At 68.9% G+C, this 14091-nt stretch carries 15 protein-coding genes; 3 read left to right on the forward strand and 12 right to left on the reverse strand.

The window, feature by feature from the left end; translation table 11 throughout:
- Positions 1–107: 107 nt before the first annotated feature.
- The 5 genes from ATK30_RS25565 to hppD form a co-directional block, all read right to left on the reverse strand.
- Complete coding sequence (locus tag ATK30_RS25565; RefSeq protein WP_101437749.1) at positions 108–665, reverse strand: hypothetical protein; 558 nt, start codon at positions 663–665, stop codon at positions 108–110.
- Entirely contained in the window at positions 665–4564 is a 3900-nt protein-coding gene (locus tag ATK30_RS25570) for a hypothetical protein (protein ID WP_101437750.1), read from the reverse strand. Before ATK30_RS25570 ends, ATK30_RS25565 begins: the two co-directional genes overlap by 1 nt.
- Positions 4564–4869: a type VII secretion target gene (locus tag ATK30_RS25575; RefSeq protein WP_101437751.1), complete on the reverse strand. Its 306-nt coding sequence runs from the start codon at positions 4867–4869 to the stop codon at positions 4564–4566. The genes ATK30_RS25570 and ATK30_RS25575 overlap by 1 nt, the downstream gene beginning before the upstream one ends.
- A 29-nt stretch (positions 4870–4898) precedes the next feature.
- Positions 4899–5444, reverse strand: coding sequence for a YbaB/EbfC family nucleoid-associated protein (locus ATK30_RS25580; protein ID WP_101437752.1), 546 nt, complete (start codon positions 5442–5444; stop codon positions 4899–4901).
- A gap of 198 nt (positions 5445–5642) precedes the next feature.
- Positions 5643–6842, reverse strand: a complete 1200-nt coding sequence (hppD, locus tag ATK30_RS25585; protein ID WP_101437753.1) for a 4-hydroxyphenylpyruvate dioxygenase — start codon at positions 6840–6842, stop codon at positions 5643–5645.
- Positions 6843–6959: 117 nt separating this feature from the next.
- Between hppD and ATK30_RS25590 the strand changes: the two genes are divergently transcribed.
- Positions 6960–7433: an Lrp/AsnC family transcriptional regulator gene (locus ATK30_RS25590; RefSeq protein WP_101441067.1), complete on the forward strand. Its 474-nt coding sequence runs from the start codon at positions 6960–6962 to the stop codon at positions 7431–7433.
- Here the strand turns inward: ATK30_RS25590 and ATK30_RS25595 are convergent.
- The 3 genes from ATK30_RS25595 to ATK30_RS25605 form a co-directional block, all read right to left on the reverse strand.
- Positions 7417–8220, reverse strand: coding sequence for an MBL fold metallo-hydrolase (locus tag ATK30_RS25595; RefSeq protein ID WP_101437754.1), 804 nt, complete (start codon positions 8218–8220; stop codon positions 7417–7419). The genes ATK30_RS25590 and ATK30_RS25595 overlap by 17 nt on opposite strands.
- Before the next feature lie 100 nt (positions 8221–8320).
- Complete coding sequence (gene greA / locus ATK30_RS25600; RefSeq protein ID WP_101437755.1) at positions 8321–8821, reverse strand: transcription elongation factor GreA; 501 nt, start codon at positions 8819–8821, stop codon at positions 8321–8323.
- A gap of 187 nt (positions 8822–9008) precedes the next feature.
- Complete coding sequence (locus tag ATK30_RS25605; RefSeq protein WP_101441068.1) at positions 9009–9449, reverse strand: DUF4307 domain-containing protein; 441 nt, start codon at positions 9447–9449, stop codon at positions 9009–9011.
- Positions 9450–9644: 195 nt separating this feature from the next.
- Between ATK30_RS25605 and mca the strand changes: the two genes are divergently transcribed.
- Positions 9645–10559: a mycothiol conjugate amidase Mca gene (gene mca / locus ATK30_RS25610; protein WP_101437756.1), complete on the forward strand. Its 915-nt coding sequence runs from the start codon at positions 9645–9647 to the stop codon at positions 10557–10559.
- On the forward strand, positions 10556–10909 hold the full coding sequence (locus tag ATK30_RS25615; protein WP_101437757.1) for a hypothetical protein: 354 nt from the start codon (positions 10556–10558) through the stop codon (positions 10907–10909). The genes mca and ATK30_RS25615 overlap by 4 nt, the downstream gene beginning before the upstream one ends.
- A gap of 25 nt (positions 10910–10934) precedes the next feature.
- On the opposite strand, the gene ATK30_RS25620 is transcribed toward ATK30_RS25615, so the two are convergent.
- The 4 genes from ATK30_RS25620 to ATK30_RS45105 are packed head-to-tail and all read right to left on the reverse strand — an operon-like array spanning position 10935 to position 13867.
- Positions 10935–11654, reverse strand: coding sequence for an ESX secretion-associated protein EspG (locus ATK30_RS25620; protein WP_101437758.1), 720 nt, complete (start codon positions 11652–11654; stop codon positions 10935–10937).
- Positions 11655–11673: 19 nt separating this feature from the next.
- The gene (locus ATK30_RS25625) at positions 11674–12846 is read right to left on the reverse strand and encodes a PPE domain-containing protein (RefSeq protein ID WP_101437759.1); all 1173 of its coding nucleotides are present in this window, start codon (positions 12844–12846) and stop codon (positions 11674–11676) included.
- Positions 12846–13469, reverse strand: a complete 624-nt coding sequence (locus ATK30_RS25630) for a DUF3558 domain-containing protein (RefSeq protein ID WP_244194722.1) — start codon at positions 13467–13469, stop codon at positions 12846–12848. The genes ATK30_RS25625 and ATK30_RS25630 overlap by 1 nt, the downstream gene beginning before the upstream one ends.
- Positions 13466–13867: a hypothetical protein gene (locus ATK30_RS45105; protein WP_158242500.1), complete on the reverse strand. Its 402-nt coding sequence runs from the start codon at positions 13865–13867 to the stop codon at positions 13466–13468. The genes ATK30_RS25630 and ATK30_RS45105 overlap by 4 nt, the downstream gene beginning before the upstream one ends.
- Positions 13868–14091 lie beyond the last annotated feature (224 nt).

Consider the following 14091-nt stretch of genomic DNA (forward strand, 5'->3'; position numbering starts at 1 on the left):
CCGTTCCGCGGAGTGGCCGCGAGCAGGTCGGTCGGTGGCCAACCGTACTGCGCGTCGAACGTCAACGCGACCGTCCGGACCGGTGGCGCGACACACGACGTCGGCGATCATTCGCCGAGGACGATGTCCTGCGCCCACGGCGGCAGGAAGTCGGACCCGGTCTCGCGCATGATCTCCAGCCGCTCCCGGTAACGCTCGACGTCCGGTGTGATGGCCTTGAACCACGCGCTGACCGAAGTCCAGGCGACGCGCGCGGGCTCGTCCTCGGTGACCAGCCAGACCGGCGGGTCGTCCTGGTCGGTGTCGGACCCGTCGACCACGTGGTAGGTGTACCCGCCGTGCGCGGCCAGCACCAGTGCGCCGTCCACATCGGACAGTTCGGCGTTCTGCGCGTTCGCGGTGGCCGCGGCGTGGTTCTTGGCCTCGCCGCGCACCGCGTGCACGCCCAGCGAACTTCCGGGCAGCCACAGGCCGTGCGTCGTGCCGATGAGGCGCAGCACTTCCCTGGCGGCGGCGGGCACGGCCCGGGCGCGCTGGTCTTCCGCCATCGCGTCGATCTCGGCATCGGACGCGCCGCGCACCGATTCCGCGCGCAAACCGGCTTCGACCGCACCGGCGAAGATCGCGCGAACCAGTTCCGCGCCGTCGCCCGCAGACGCCGTCATCACATCAACCTTTCACCGGCGAGGTTGACGACCTCGACCCGGACATTCGGGAAAAGCTGCTTGTACTGCAGGATAACATCGGTACAGGAGTCGCAGATCTGGTACTCGTTCGGAATCATGTCCCGCTTGGCGGACGGCAGGTCCACGACCATCCGCAGGTCGCCGCTGATGTCCTCGCGCGTGACCGGCGTATAGGTCCGCCCGTTCTGGTGCGCGCGTTCCGCGCCGCGCCGGTTGATTTCCTCGAGGGCGCCGTCCATTCGGTCCCGGGCGCGCGCCGTATCGCCGCGAAGTCCTTCGCGGTACATGCTTTCGTTGTTGTTCTTGAGGTACGCGGCTTCCTCGCGCCGGGATTTCTCGATTTCCTTCTTGACGATGTCGTCGATTTCACCGCGGTCGAGACCGGAGCGTGACGCGAAATTGTGCCGCACCATTTCTTCGAGCAGTTTCGGTTCCGAGTCGTGGGTGCGGCCGAACTTGCCCTCGGGGTCGGGCATGCCGAGTTCGGGCCGGTACGGACCGGCGTCCTTGGTGCCGAACAACCGCTCGGACTTGGGCCACTCGGGGCCGTCCTTCGCCGGCGCCCAGTCGTGGCTCTTTCCGCTGAAACTGTAGAGATCGACAGTTTCGCCGTTCGCGTCGCGGAACCTCGCCGTGGTGAGGGCCCGTTCGTGCGGACGGCGCACGTCGTCGATGAGCGGGTTGCGATTGCCGTTGAGCTCTCGCACGCCGTCGAGACCCTCGGCGCGGCGGTCGCGGTTCTCCTGCCGGAGGTCGCGCACGTCCTGGTCCCGCTGTTCCTGGTTGAACGGCGGCTGTCCGCGGTCGACGGCACTGTCCGCGTCGATGTCGTGCGGGTCGTGGTGCTTGCCGTCCGGGGCGAACCCGTCGTCGCCGACGTGGTGCGACGTGCCGTCCGGGCGGTGCACCGACCATTCGCCGTCCGGCGGGATCCGCGGCCGCATCCGTCCGTCGGGGCCGATTTCGTAGTCGGTAGAGAAGACGCGGCCGTGCGAATCGGTCCACGCCGGTTTGCTCGGGGCCATCACCTCGGTGTCGAGCTCACGCGACAACCGGTGCGCGAAGTCGTTCGACCCCGCGTCGCAGCCGATCAGCCGGATCGGCCTGCCGTCGTAGTTCCCGTTGCGCCGCAGGATGTCCGCGAACTCTTCCGGCGTGTACCGCCGGTCGCCGATGCGGGCGTGGCCGTCCGCCGTGACGTGCACGTCCACCGTGTAGCGCCCGTCCGGGTCCGGCTGGACGCGGTGCGGCAGGTCGCCGAGTTCGGGGTCGCCGCGGTGGTACGAGCTGCCTGCCGGGGTGTCCTCGGCGTGCCGGTGGTTGACGTCGTCCGGCGACAGCGGCTCGTCGTGGTGCGGTGGGGCACCGTCGTGGCCGGGGTTGTCGTGGTGGTCCGACCCTTCCGAATCGTGGCGCTTCGGATCCTGGTGCTCCGGGTCGGCGTGGTCCGGTTTGTGGTCGGGGTTGTCGTTGCCCGGCTTGTTTTCCGCCTCGCTCTGCTGCCCTGGCTTCTTCTCCGGGGCACCGTCCTTCGGCTTGCCCGGCTTGGCGCCGTCCTTCGGCTTCCCGGATTCGTCGGCGTTCGTTTTGCTGTTCTGCGCCGGGGATTCCTTTCCCGTCCGTTGTGGACTGTCGCCGGGTTTGGCGGGCGGCGCGTCAGTACGAGCGCCGCCGCGTGCGACGGGCTCGGGTGAGCCGTCGGGACGCCCCGCGCCGCGCTGGCCTCCTCCGGGACCGGTCGCGACGGCCGCCGCGGCCGGGGGCGCGTCGCCGGATCCGCGGTTGCCCGACGCGGGCGATCCGCCGCCGGACGCCGGTGCTGGCTCCGTACGGCCGAGACCTGGTTCCGTACCAGGCCGTTTGGGCTGCCCGACGTCGCCGCCGTCACCGGGGCGCTGCGGACCGCCGCTGGACGAATCCGCCGGACGCTGCGGCGAAGAACCGCCGCCACCGGGGCGTTGCGGGGCGGAGTCGCCAGTGCGGTTGGGTGTCGAGCCGCCGTCCGAGGGCCGCTGCGGAGCGGACGCGCCGCCGCCACCGCGCGACGGGGTCGAGGAACCGCCGTCGCTGGGCCGCTGCGGGCCAGGCCCGGATCGGTCCGGAGTACGAGTCGGCCCGCCGCTGTCGGCCGGACTCGGGCCGCCGCTCGGCCGCCGGCCCGAAGGACCGCTGTCGGGAACCCGGTTCGGCGCCGCCTCGGGAGCCCGCGTCCCCGGCGTTCCGGTCCAGCCGCCGCCGCTGGGCCGAGGCGCCGGACCGCCGCCGCCAGCCGGGGCATTCGTCGGACCGCCGCCGCCACCCTGCTGCGGGAATCCTCCGCCCGCCGGACTCTGGTTCGGTGCCGAACCGCCGCCGTCATTCGAGCGGAGGTGCTGCGGGGGCGCGGATTCCGGAGCGGGAGCGTCCGTGCGAGGCGGCGCGTACCCGCTCGCCGACGTCGAGTCGTTGCTGCTCGCATGATGCGGACTCGGCTCGTCGCCACCGGTATGCGTGCCGCCGCCCGGCGACGAGGACCCGCTGGAGTGCGGAGTACTGGGCGGAGCGCTGACCGAGGACGGGGCGTCGCTGTGCGGAGAGCTTTGCGGCAGGTAGGTGCTGTCCGGGGGATTGCTTCCCCCGCCGGACGTCGGGCTCGAATCACCGGCGAGCGTCGACGGGCTGGAGTCGGTGTGGCTCCCGCCCAGACTGTCCGACACGCGCCGGGTCGACGACGTCGCAGTGTCGATGGTGGACGGTCCCAGGTCGTCCGTCAGCACCGAAGGCGAGCCGGGCGAAGACGGACTGTCGCTGCTCGGGCTGTCGGATCCGTTGGAGCCGCTGGAATCGCCCGAGTGGTCACCGGGTGCGTCGGGGCTGTCCGAACCGTCGTGGCTGCCGTTCGGGCCGTCGCCGCTCTCAGGATCCTCCGATCCGGGGGAGCGGCGCGAACCGGCCGGCGAGCCAGGGTCCACGTCTCCTTCGCCGGATCCGCCGTGCGGGCCGCCGCCGGAACCGCCCGCACCGCCGCCGGAGCCGCCGCGGTGGAAGAAGCCGCCCGCCTTGATGTTCTTCGTGCTGATCACGTCGAGTCCGGTGGCCTTGCCGGCCAGCTTGCCCAGCACCTTGATGATCTTCGTGAAAACCTCGGCGAGCTTGCCGAGCAGCGGCGAGACCCGGCGCATCGTCTCGCACAGCTTCGTCAGCAGCTCGCTGATCTTCTCGCCCCATTTGGAGATCGCCGTGACGGCCTGCGCGACCACCAGCGGCGTCCCGAACCCGAGCGAGAACACCGCCTCCATGACCCAGGAGATCAACTTGCCCACCAGGTCCGCGATGAGCTGGCGCACCAGACCGCGCACGAAGGCGACGACCTGGCCCATGATCATGGTGACGGTGCCGATCGCGCTCGCGACCGTCGCCGCGCCGCCGATCGCCTCGGCCGCCTCCGCCGCGGACTTCCGGTAGGCGTCCGCGCCGTCGCCCTTCCACTCCGCGGTGCCGGTCTTGACCGCGTTCTCGAGGTCTTTCTGCCGTTCCTGCAACGACTTCGCGACGTTGCCCCAGGTGTCGGCATAGGACTGGATCACCGGCGGGTTGCCCGCGACCGAGTCCAGCATGTCCTTCAGCGGCTGCACGTGCTCCATCAGGAAGGACGCCACCGACGACATCAGGTAGCCGAACGGGTCGATCGCCGCGCCCGCGATCTCGCCGGCGAGGCTCGCGACGCCCAGTCCGCCGGAAACCCAGTCGCCGTCCGCGATCCCCTTGAACGCGTCGGTCGCCGATTCGGCGATGTTGATGCCGGTGGCGTAGCCGTAGTCGCCGTTGCCCTCGGTGAACGGCCCGGGCCCGTCACCGTCCTTTTTGGACTCGGCGACCAGCGGATTGGCGTCGGCCATTAGTCGCTCGCCTTCATCGAACCGGCGGCTTCGCCTTCGTAGCTGTCGTACGCCTTCGCCGCGTCGCGCACCTTCTGCGCCTGCGCGTCCATCGCGGTGACGGTGTTCTGCAATGCCTCGATCCCGTAGTTCTCCACCGGATCCAGCATCATCCGGAACGGCTGGCAGAGAATGCCGTACGCGTCGGTGGGCATGCTGACCTGGTGCGCGGCGTCGGCCGCCTGCTTGAGCCCGTCGGCGAGCGCGTCGAGCTGGCGCGCGTGTGCCTCGAGATCGCCGCCGATCTCATAACCCCTGGGTGCCATGGTTTTTCTTCCCCTGGAACGGCTTCCGGTCAGGACAGGATCGATCCGCCGAAGTCGTCGTCCTCGTCCGACGAGTTCCGGCGGCGGCGTTGCTGCTGAGGCGGAGAGGGCGGGCCCGCCGGGGGCGGTGCGGCGGCACCGGTTTCCTCGACGTCCTCCGGAAGGAACCGGCGCACCCGGTCGGAGGCGGACTCGGCCGGTTCCTCGGGCGGCGGAGCGGGAAACGTCCGCTGCGCGTCGGCCACCAGCGTTTCGGTGGTCTCGTCGCCGCCGACGGTCTCGGCCGCGGCCTGCTGCAACAGTTCGGGGATCCGGGCCTGCGCACGCTGCACGAGCCGCATCACCTCGGCGGAGACGTCGGCCATCTTCTTGCCTGCCGCGGAATCCGCGAGCACCAGGTTCTTCAGCAATCCCTTGGCGTCCACGGTGACCTCGACCGCGCCGTCCTTCGACCGCTCGGTGACGGTCTGGCCCTGCATGCGCTCGGCCATGGCCTGGTAGCGGGCAGCGGTCTGCTGGAGCTGCTTCGTCCAGCCCTCGATCATCTGCTCGCTGGCGTCGATGCTGTCAGGCATCGGGCCCCTTTCTCCGCGGTGACGTCTTCAGAATGACGGACGCGCGACCCCGTCGGTTCCGCGCGGTTCCGAATTGTCCGCACGGCGCGGTTTCCTACCTGATGTCGACTACTGTACGCGAACTTCCGGTAGCGCGCCGTAATATAAACGGCCCGCCCGCGAAGTTCGCGGACGGGCCGGAGAAAGGGAGGAAGCGGGTCAGAGGTTGCCGCGGCGCTCCTGCTCCCGCTCGATGGCCTCGAACAGGGCCTTGAAGTTGCCCTTGCCGAAGCCGAGCGAACCGTGCCGCTCGATGAGCTCGTAGAACACGGTGGGCCGGTCGCCGATCGGCTTGGTGAAGATCTGCAGCAGGTAGCCGTCCTCGTCGCGGTCGACCAGGATCCGGTGCTCCTTCAGCGTCTCGATCGGCACGCGCACCTCGCCGATCCGGGCACGCAGCTCCGGGTCGTCGTAGTAGGAGTCCGGGGTGTCGAGGAACTCGACGCCCGCCGCGCGCATCGCGGTGATGGTGGCGATGATGTCGTTGGTGGCCAACGCGATGTGCTGGCAGCCCGCGCCCTCGTAGAACTCGAGGTACTCGTCGATCTGCGACTTCTTCTTCGCGATCGCCGGCTCGTTGAGCGGGAACTTGACCCGGTGGTTGCCGTTCGACACCACCTTGCTCATCAGCGCCGAGTAGTCGGTGGCGATGTCGTCGCCGACGAACTCCGCCATGTTCACGAAGCCCATGACGCGGTGGTACCAGTCGACCCAGTAGTCCATCTTGCCGAGTTCGACGTTGCCGACGCAGTGGTCCACCGCCTGGAACAGCCGCTTCGGCGCGCCCTCGGGCCGCTTGACGGTGCCCTCGCGCGGTTCGAAGCCGGGCAGGTAGATGCCGCTGTAGCGGGACCGGTCGATGAGCGTGTGCCGGGTCTCGCCGTAGGTCGCGATGGCCGCGCGGCGGATCGTGCCGTGCTCGTCGGAGACGTCGTGCGGCTCCTCGAGGATCGTCGCGCCCTCCTTGCGGGCGTGCTCGACGCACTTGTCGACGTCGGTGGTCTCCAAGGCGAGGTCGATCACGCCGTCGCCGTGGCGGCGGTGGTGGTCGAGCAGCGGGGAGTCGGGCTTCACGCCGCCGGTGATCACGAAGCGCGCGGAACCGGACTTGAGCACGAAGGCCTTGTGGTCGAGCTGTCCCGTTTCGGGACCGGAGTACGCGACCAGCTGCATGCCGAACGCGACCTGGTAGAACCACGCGGTCTGGGTGGCGTTGCCCGCGATGAACACCACCGCGTCGAGGGCCTTGACCGGGAACGGGTCGGTCGAGGCGTCGTGGTCCACCAGTCCGACGAGCTGGCGGAGCTGGTCATAGCTGACGTCGTCGAGTGCGCCGTGCGGATCCATCGTGGAGGTCATGCACTGAGCATGAGTCGCGCCCGGCAAGCTGCGCAACGGTTTCCGTTTCAGCTGGACAATATGTTCAGCATATCCTGGAGAAGCTCGGTCATCTTGGACAACCTGCGCAGGGAGAAACTGGTGCTTGACTCGCTCGACGCGCGGCTGCTGTTGTTGCTCACCGACTCGCCCCGGCTGGGCGTGCTCGAATGCGCGCGCCGGCTCGGCGTCGCGCGCGGCACCGTGCAGGCGCGGCTGGACCGCCTCACCGAACGCGGCATCCTCGGCGGTTTCCCGCCGGAGCTCGATCTGGCCGCGATGGGATACAGCCTCACCGCGTTCGCCGTGCTGGAAATCGCGCAGGGCAAACGCGCCGGCGTCGCGGAGGCACTGGCTGCGATCGACGAAGTGTGCGAAGTGCACGCCACCACCGGACAAGGCGACCTCTTCGTACGCCTTGTCGCGCGGGACAACGATGATCTGCAACGCGTCATCGACGAAGTGGTCAGCGTGCCGGATGTCTTGCGTACGTCGACTTCGATCGCGTTGTCGACACCAGTGCCGCCGCGAGTGCGGCCCTTGCTCGAACGGACGGCTAGGACACGTACGTGAGGTAGCGCTTCGCGGAGCGCTGTACGACGTTGTGGCCGTCTGTACGCACGATTGCGTTCCACCACGCGCCGTAAATGGCTTCGAAGGCGTACGGCTCCAACAGTTCCGCGGCGTGCCGTACGACGCTCGGCCGCTCTGGGATGAAGTTCGGGTAGCTGTACATGAAACCGACGTGCGTACGGTCCGGCACGACCTGCACGATGTCACCGGACAACAGCGCTCCGCGGCCGTCCTCGCCGTCCGGCCAGTGCATTACGGTGCCGCCGGCGAAATGCACGCCGAGGTTGATCAGTTGCAGATCCGGCGACACGTCGAGCGTCGTCCCGGTCCACAGCTGGATCGACGGGTCCGGCCTGCCGATCCACTGCTGATCGTTCTCGTGCAGGTAGACCGGTACGTCGAAGGCGTGCGCCCACTCGACCATCGTCGTGTAGTAGTGCGGGTGGCTGATCGCGATGCCGGTGATGCCGCCGAGTTCGGTGATCTTGCCGATCAGCTCGTCGTCGAGGTAGGCGGCGCAGTCCCAGAGGAAGTTGCCGCTCGCCGCGCGGACCAGCAGCGCGCGCTGGCCGATCGCGAATTTCGGATCCGAACCGACGCCGATGAGGCCCGGCCCCTGCTCCTCGACCCGCGGTTTGAGCTCGCCGTTCGAGCGGAGCGTGGCCAGGTCGGTCCACTGCTGCCCGCCCGGCGGCACGTACTGCCGCTCGTCCTCGCAGATCGGGCAGTCCGCTCGCGGGGCGGCGTACTGCGTCCCGCAGGTCAGGCAGAGCGGTTCCGTGCTCATCGGTGTCCTCCCAGTGGTTTCGCTGGTAGACACGCTAGACCGCCGAACGCGCGCCGGGCCACGGAGAAAACCGGGCGGGCGCGCGTTCGGCGGAGACGAGTCAGGACTCGCTGTAGGGCACCGCCTTGATCAGGGTGACCTTCATGGTCTTGCCGTTCGGCAGCTCGTACTCGCGGGACTCGCCCTCCTTGGCGCCGAGCAGCGCCTTGCCGAGCGGCGACTCGGGGGAGTACACGTCGAGCGCGCCCTCCGCGCCTTCCTCACGGGTGGCGAGCAGGAACTTCTCCTCCTCGTCGTCCCCGTCGTACTTGACGGTGAGCACCTTGCCGGGGCCCGCGGTGCCGTCGTCCTCCGGCGCCTCGCCGACCTTCGCGTTGCGCAGCAGCTCCTGCAGGTGCCGGATGCGGGCCTCGGCCTGGCCCTGCTCCTCGCGAGCTGCGTGGTAGCCGCCGTTCTCCTTGAGGTCGCCCTCTTCGCGGCTGTCGTTGATGCGGGCGGCGATGACCGGACGATTCTCGATCATTTCGTCGAGCTCGTGCTTGAGCCTGTCGTAGGCATCCTGGGTCAGCCAGGTCACCTTGGTGTCGCTCACGGTCACCATCTCCTCGTAGGGCCTGCCAGGCTTGGGTGTACAAGCCGGCCACCGCGTACGCACGCGGCTGAGATAAAGGAAAAACACGGCCCGTCGGGGGCCGTGCTGGTAAACGAGCGTATCACGGCAGGACAGGTCGACGCCGGTCCATTTCACGCCGCGCGGACGCTCGCCGCGCATTTCACTCCGTTGGCCGCTACGGGGTTGACAGATAGCGTGGTATGGAATACGAGCAGCCGAACACGTCGGCGGTCACCGGTGTCCCGATGCTCTTCACCACTGTGTTCACCCTGCTGTGGCTGGCCCCGGCGGGAACCAGCACCTCCCGGCGGCCGCTTTCCGCGCCGGACTTGTCGCGCACCCGGACGACGCATACGCCGGGCTTGCTGTCGTCGTCCCGGGTGACGTTGAGGGTGACCTCCATCGCGTCGCCGGGGAGCTCCTGGAAGCCGATGCGTTCCGCGTCGATCGGAGTCTTGCCGAGGTTGAGGTAGTAGACCCAGGCGATCGCGCAGCTCACGACCAGCGCGACGGCCACGAAAAGCCACCTCCGCCAGCGCTTCGGCGCCTTGCCCTTGCCCGCGGTGCCGTACCGGTCCTCGGGCCGCGCCGGCACGGCGCCGCCCTCGGCGGTCACGGTCTCCCCGCTCTGCAAATCCGGGCCTCCGGTCAAACTTGTCGTACCCCTGGGGACAATAGGCAGTGCGGCCGGTCCGGGGCACCACCCTGGTCGAGTATCCGCGACCCGTTCCGGCGGCGCGGAGCCGGGGCGGTTTACCGCGGCGCAACCAGGTGTCACGGAATAACAGGACAGGAAAGGGCCGTTCGGACCATGGTGGGAGCCGACGAGCTGACAACAGAAGACCGCAAGCAGCGACTGCGCCTGATGGCGGTGCACGCCCATCCCGACGACGAGTCGAGCAAGGGCGCCGCCACGATGGCCAAATACGTCGCCGAAGGGCACGAGGTCATGGTGGTGACCTGCACCGGAGGCGAGGCGGGCAGCATTCTGAACCCCGCCATGGACCGGCCGGACGTGCTGGCGAACATGAGCGAGATCCGTCGCGAGGAGATGGCGCGCGCGGCGAAGATCCTCGGCGTGAGCCACCGCTGGCTGGGGTTCATCGACTCCGGGCTGCCCGAGGGCGACCCGCTTCCGCCGGTGCCGGAGGGCTCGTTCGCGGTGGTTCCGCTCGAGGAGTCCACCGAGGCGCTGGTCCGCGTGATCCGCGAGTTCCGCCCGCACGTCATGACGACCTACGACGAGAACGGCGGGTACCCGCACCCGGACCACATCCGCACGCACGAGGTGTCGATGGCGGCCTTCGACGCGGCGGGCGATCCGGAGCGGTTCCCGCAGGCAGGCGAGCCGTGGCAGCCGCTCAAGCTGTACTACACGCACGGGTTCTCCAAGGCCAGGATGGTGGCGTTCGACACCGCGCTCAAGGAGGCCGGGCTGAAGTCGCCGTACGAGGAGTGGCTCAAGTCCTGGGACCCGGACCGCGCCGACATCATGGAGCGGGTGACGACCCGGATCGAGTGCGGGGAATACTTCGAGGTGCGCGACGAGGCGCTGAAGGCGCACGCCACGCAGATCGACCCGACCAGCCGCTGGTTCGCCGTTCCGCTGGAGATCCAGCGCGAGGTGTGGCCCACTGAGGAGTACGAGCTGAACCGCTCCCTGGTGGACAGCACGCTGCCGGAGGACGATCTGTTCGCAGGCATCAAGGAGAAGGTGAGCCCATGAGTTTCGGTGTGCCGGCCGTCGCGGTCGTCCCGCTCACCGCGTCGGCGCTGGTCCTGGCCCAGCAGCCGGACAGCGGGGACAACGGCGGCCAGGGCGAGGACTTCGGCAAGTCCTCGCCGGTCGGCCTGCTGGTGCTGATCCTGTTCCTGGTCGCGGTCGTCTTCCTGGTCCGGTCGATGAGCAAGCACCTGAAGAAGGTGCCGCCGACGTTCGACCAGGAAGAGGCCGGAGCCGAGACTGGCGCTGAGGCTGGTTCCGAGCCGACTGCCGAAGCCGGGTCGGAGACCGCGCCGGAGGCGTCGGCCGCGGAGAAGAAACCGGACGCGGCGGCGGCCAAGAAGAGCGACTGACCTCCGGCGACGGTGACCGCGTGGGCTAGCGAGCCAGCCCGTCGCGGAGGGCAGCGAGCTTGTCCGTGAGCAGGCTGTCCTCGCCGGGCAGCACTGTGAGGTACCGGTTTCCCTCGGGCCCGGAAACCTCGAACGCGACGCGGCCGTCGGTGAGGTCGAGATAGCTCAGCGGTCCGGCTTCCGCGCGCCCTGGCCGGGCCCGTTCGCGCACGACGACGGTCATCTCGCCGACGCCGAACCAGGTCTGCTGGAACAGGGCGTCGACCGCGCGGGCGGCCGGGCCGCGGTTGTCGGCGAGGTCCTCCCGGAAGTCCTCCTGAGGCAGGGAGAAGGCGGTCAGCCGGGCTGGCCGGTACCGCGGCAGGCTCGCGACCAGCGCACCGGCCGGGGTACGGGCTCCGTCGAGCACCTTCAGCCGCACCCGGTCGCCGGAACACAGCGCCTTGACGCCGGTCCGGCCCCGGACGGCGACCAGCACGCCGTAGCGGACGTCCTGGTTCTCGACGTGGGCGACGTATTCGGTGTCGGCGCGGCCCAGCGCGTAGAGAATGTCCTCGAATTCGTCGACGAACCGTCCGTGCTCGGTCAGGCCCAGCCAGGCCAGCTCGGCGCGGACATCTTCGTCGAGCCGCCGGTCGTCGGGCGTGAACCGGAGCCGACCCGAGAACACCGGATGCGGCTCGTCGAACCCGGCTTCCCGGAGCGCTCCGAGGAGGGCGTCGAGGGAGAGCTCGGTCGCGCGCACCGCTGATCCGCCCGACGGCCTAGCGGGCCGGCCGGTCCCCGATCACCGGCGGCGTTGGTTTGAGGTCGCTCCCGCCGAACACGTCCGGATCGGTCTCCCGGAGATAAGGCGGAGCGGTTTTCTCCTTGTCGTTTTCCTTGCTCTTGCCGGGAATTCCGCCGCCGAGCATGCTTCCGGGTTTCCCCGCCGCGCCTGGACTGCCGGCGCGGCCGCCGCGTGCTGGCATCTGTTCGCCGGGGCCCCGGGCTCCGAACCGGTTTCCCGCGCCAAGACCGCCGTTGGTGCCGTTGAGCCCGCCTGGTCCCGGCTCGAAAACACTGGTGCCGAGAGGGTTGGTCGGCTGGCCGGACGGACCGAATTGATATCCGGGCGGCAATACGGGTGAGCTGGGGCGGTACGAACTGGTGCCCGTCGAATCCGGTCGCGCGGCCGGTTCGGACAGCACCGTTGAGGGTCTGCTCTCCGTCGCGTCAGGCGCGCGGCTGCCGGGATGCTTCTCTTCGTGGCTGCCTGTCCCTGGCCTTGGCTCCCGTGGTTCGGGAACCGGGCCGACCGGTCTCGCTGCACCAGGAGGCGGCTCGACCACGCCAGGTTGGCGGCCGTCGGGCGGTTTGCCGCTCGCCCCGCCCGGACCCGCGACCGGTTTCCGCGGAGCGCTGGTACTCGCGAGTCGGACCGACGCATCAGTGCCGCTCAGCTCGGCGTAACGCGCCGGAATCCGGTCGGAGTTCGTCCTCGTCGTGGAGTGATAGCAGGTGTAGGCATCGATATTGTGCTGGGCGTCGGCCTGCCACTGGTCAAGTCGGGCGAAGTAGCCAGGCTTTCCGTTGAGCAGGTCGTACACGTCTTGCGCGGTGATTTCCGGTCGGTCGCCGATCGGTTTCACCGTGTTCTTGACGGTCTGGAAGGCGGACATTTGCGCGTCCGCCGCGGTCTGGGCGAACACAAGGTTCGCGCTGTGATCCGCTGCGGCAGCCATCAGCGGGGAAGCCGAATTCGCGGCCGCCTCAGCGGAGACGCCATGCCAGCCCGCGCGCACCTTCTTCACGAGCCGGGCGATTTCGTCGACCCGGTCAATCAGCCGCGCGCTGAGGTCCTTCGCGCATTTCTGAGTCGCTGCCAGGGATTCCATGCCTTGCCCGCCGGTGACCTGGTGGTAAATCTCCGCGGGGGTCATCGACTGATCGGCCATCAGTGTCCTCCTCGCAGATTGCCGAGTACTTTCTGTGCGACGTCCCGGGCGGAATCGCACGGGTCCTTCTCGCCTTGATGCGCCGGCGACTGCCTGATCGACACGACTACCGTTTCGCGGTCGCTGATTCCCACCGCGATATCGCATTCGCCGCGACTGGCCCGATTGTCGTCTTCGCCGTAGGCCACGGCGGGATACCCGTCGACCGGGGCCAGGGCCAGGAAGAACCGGTAGATCCGGTCCTTGGCGCGATAGAACGACGTCAGGCCGAGGTTGTTGATGTCCGGGAACACGACCGCCACCTGCGCCTGGGCGAACCAGCCGCATCCCGGCCCGCCCGCGCCGTGCGGCTCCGGTTTGACGCGCGGATTGTCGCCGAGGAGGTCGGTGATCTGAGCCGAGGTCAAGGATTCGCAGGGATTCTGCTTCAAGCGGGTGGCATCGAGCGGGCTCGGCACTTTCGGCACGCCAGGGCCGGGCACTTCTTCGGCCGCGGGACTGTTCGGTGCTGAGGAGGCTGGCCGGCCGGCCTGCTCGCTCGGGCTGGCGCGGCCGGTTGTCGTGCTGGAACAGCCGGCGAGCGCGCACAGGCCGAGCGCGGCGAGCGTGAGCGCGCGTCTCACAGACTTCCCCCGGCACGGTGGAGGTCGGCCGAGTGCGTGTCCTCCGCGGCCGAGTATTTTGTGAGCGCGGTGCGGTATTGCGCGGCCTGGTCTCGGCAGTACTGCTCGCATTGCTCCAGCGACTTGAGCAGTGCTCGTCCGGAACCTTGGAACGCGGTCGCGTTGCCGACGCTCGAAAAATCCAGGCCGGGTGACCCGGTTTGCGCGATGATGCGTGCGCGGACTTGGTCCAGGCGAAAATTGTCGGCGAGGCTTTCGTAGGTTTCCGCGATTTCTTTCAGCGTCGCTTTGTCGTACGAGTACCCGTCGCCCAGCAACGGCGCGATCGCGATCGTCTCGATCGACGCGCCGCCGTATCTCCGAACCGGAGGCAGGCTGGACTGCTGATTGTCGGCCACGATGTACGCCTCCCCGTGCGTAGACCGTCCCGGGTCCGCTGGGCCCAGGTGTGGTTCGTCACCCTGTGGAGCCGGGTAGTTACTCTAGTCGCCGCGATTAAGCCTGTCTGCATTTGCTAACTGCAACTCGCAGGGGAGTTCGCGTTTTACCGACTTGAGCAGGGCGACTGTCCTGGTGTCAACGGCAAGTATCACTCGAATGTCTTAAGCCGCTGACAGGGACA

It is taken from the genome of Amycolatopsis echigonensis (assembly GCF_002846615.1).
In the GTDB taxonomy this organism is placed as follows: domain Bacteria; phylum Actinomycetota; class Actinomycetes; order Mycobacteriales; family Pseudonocardiaceae; genus Amycolatopsis; species Amycolatopsis echigonensis.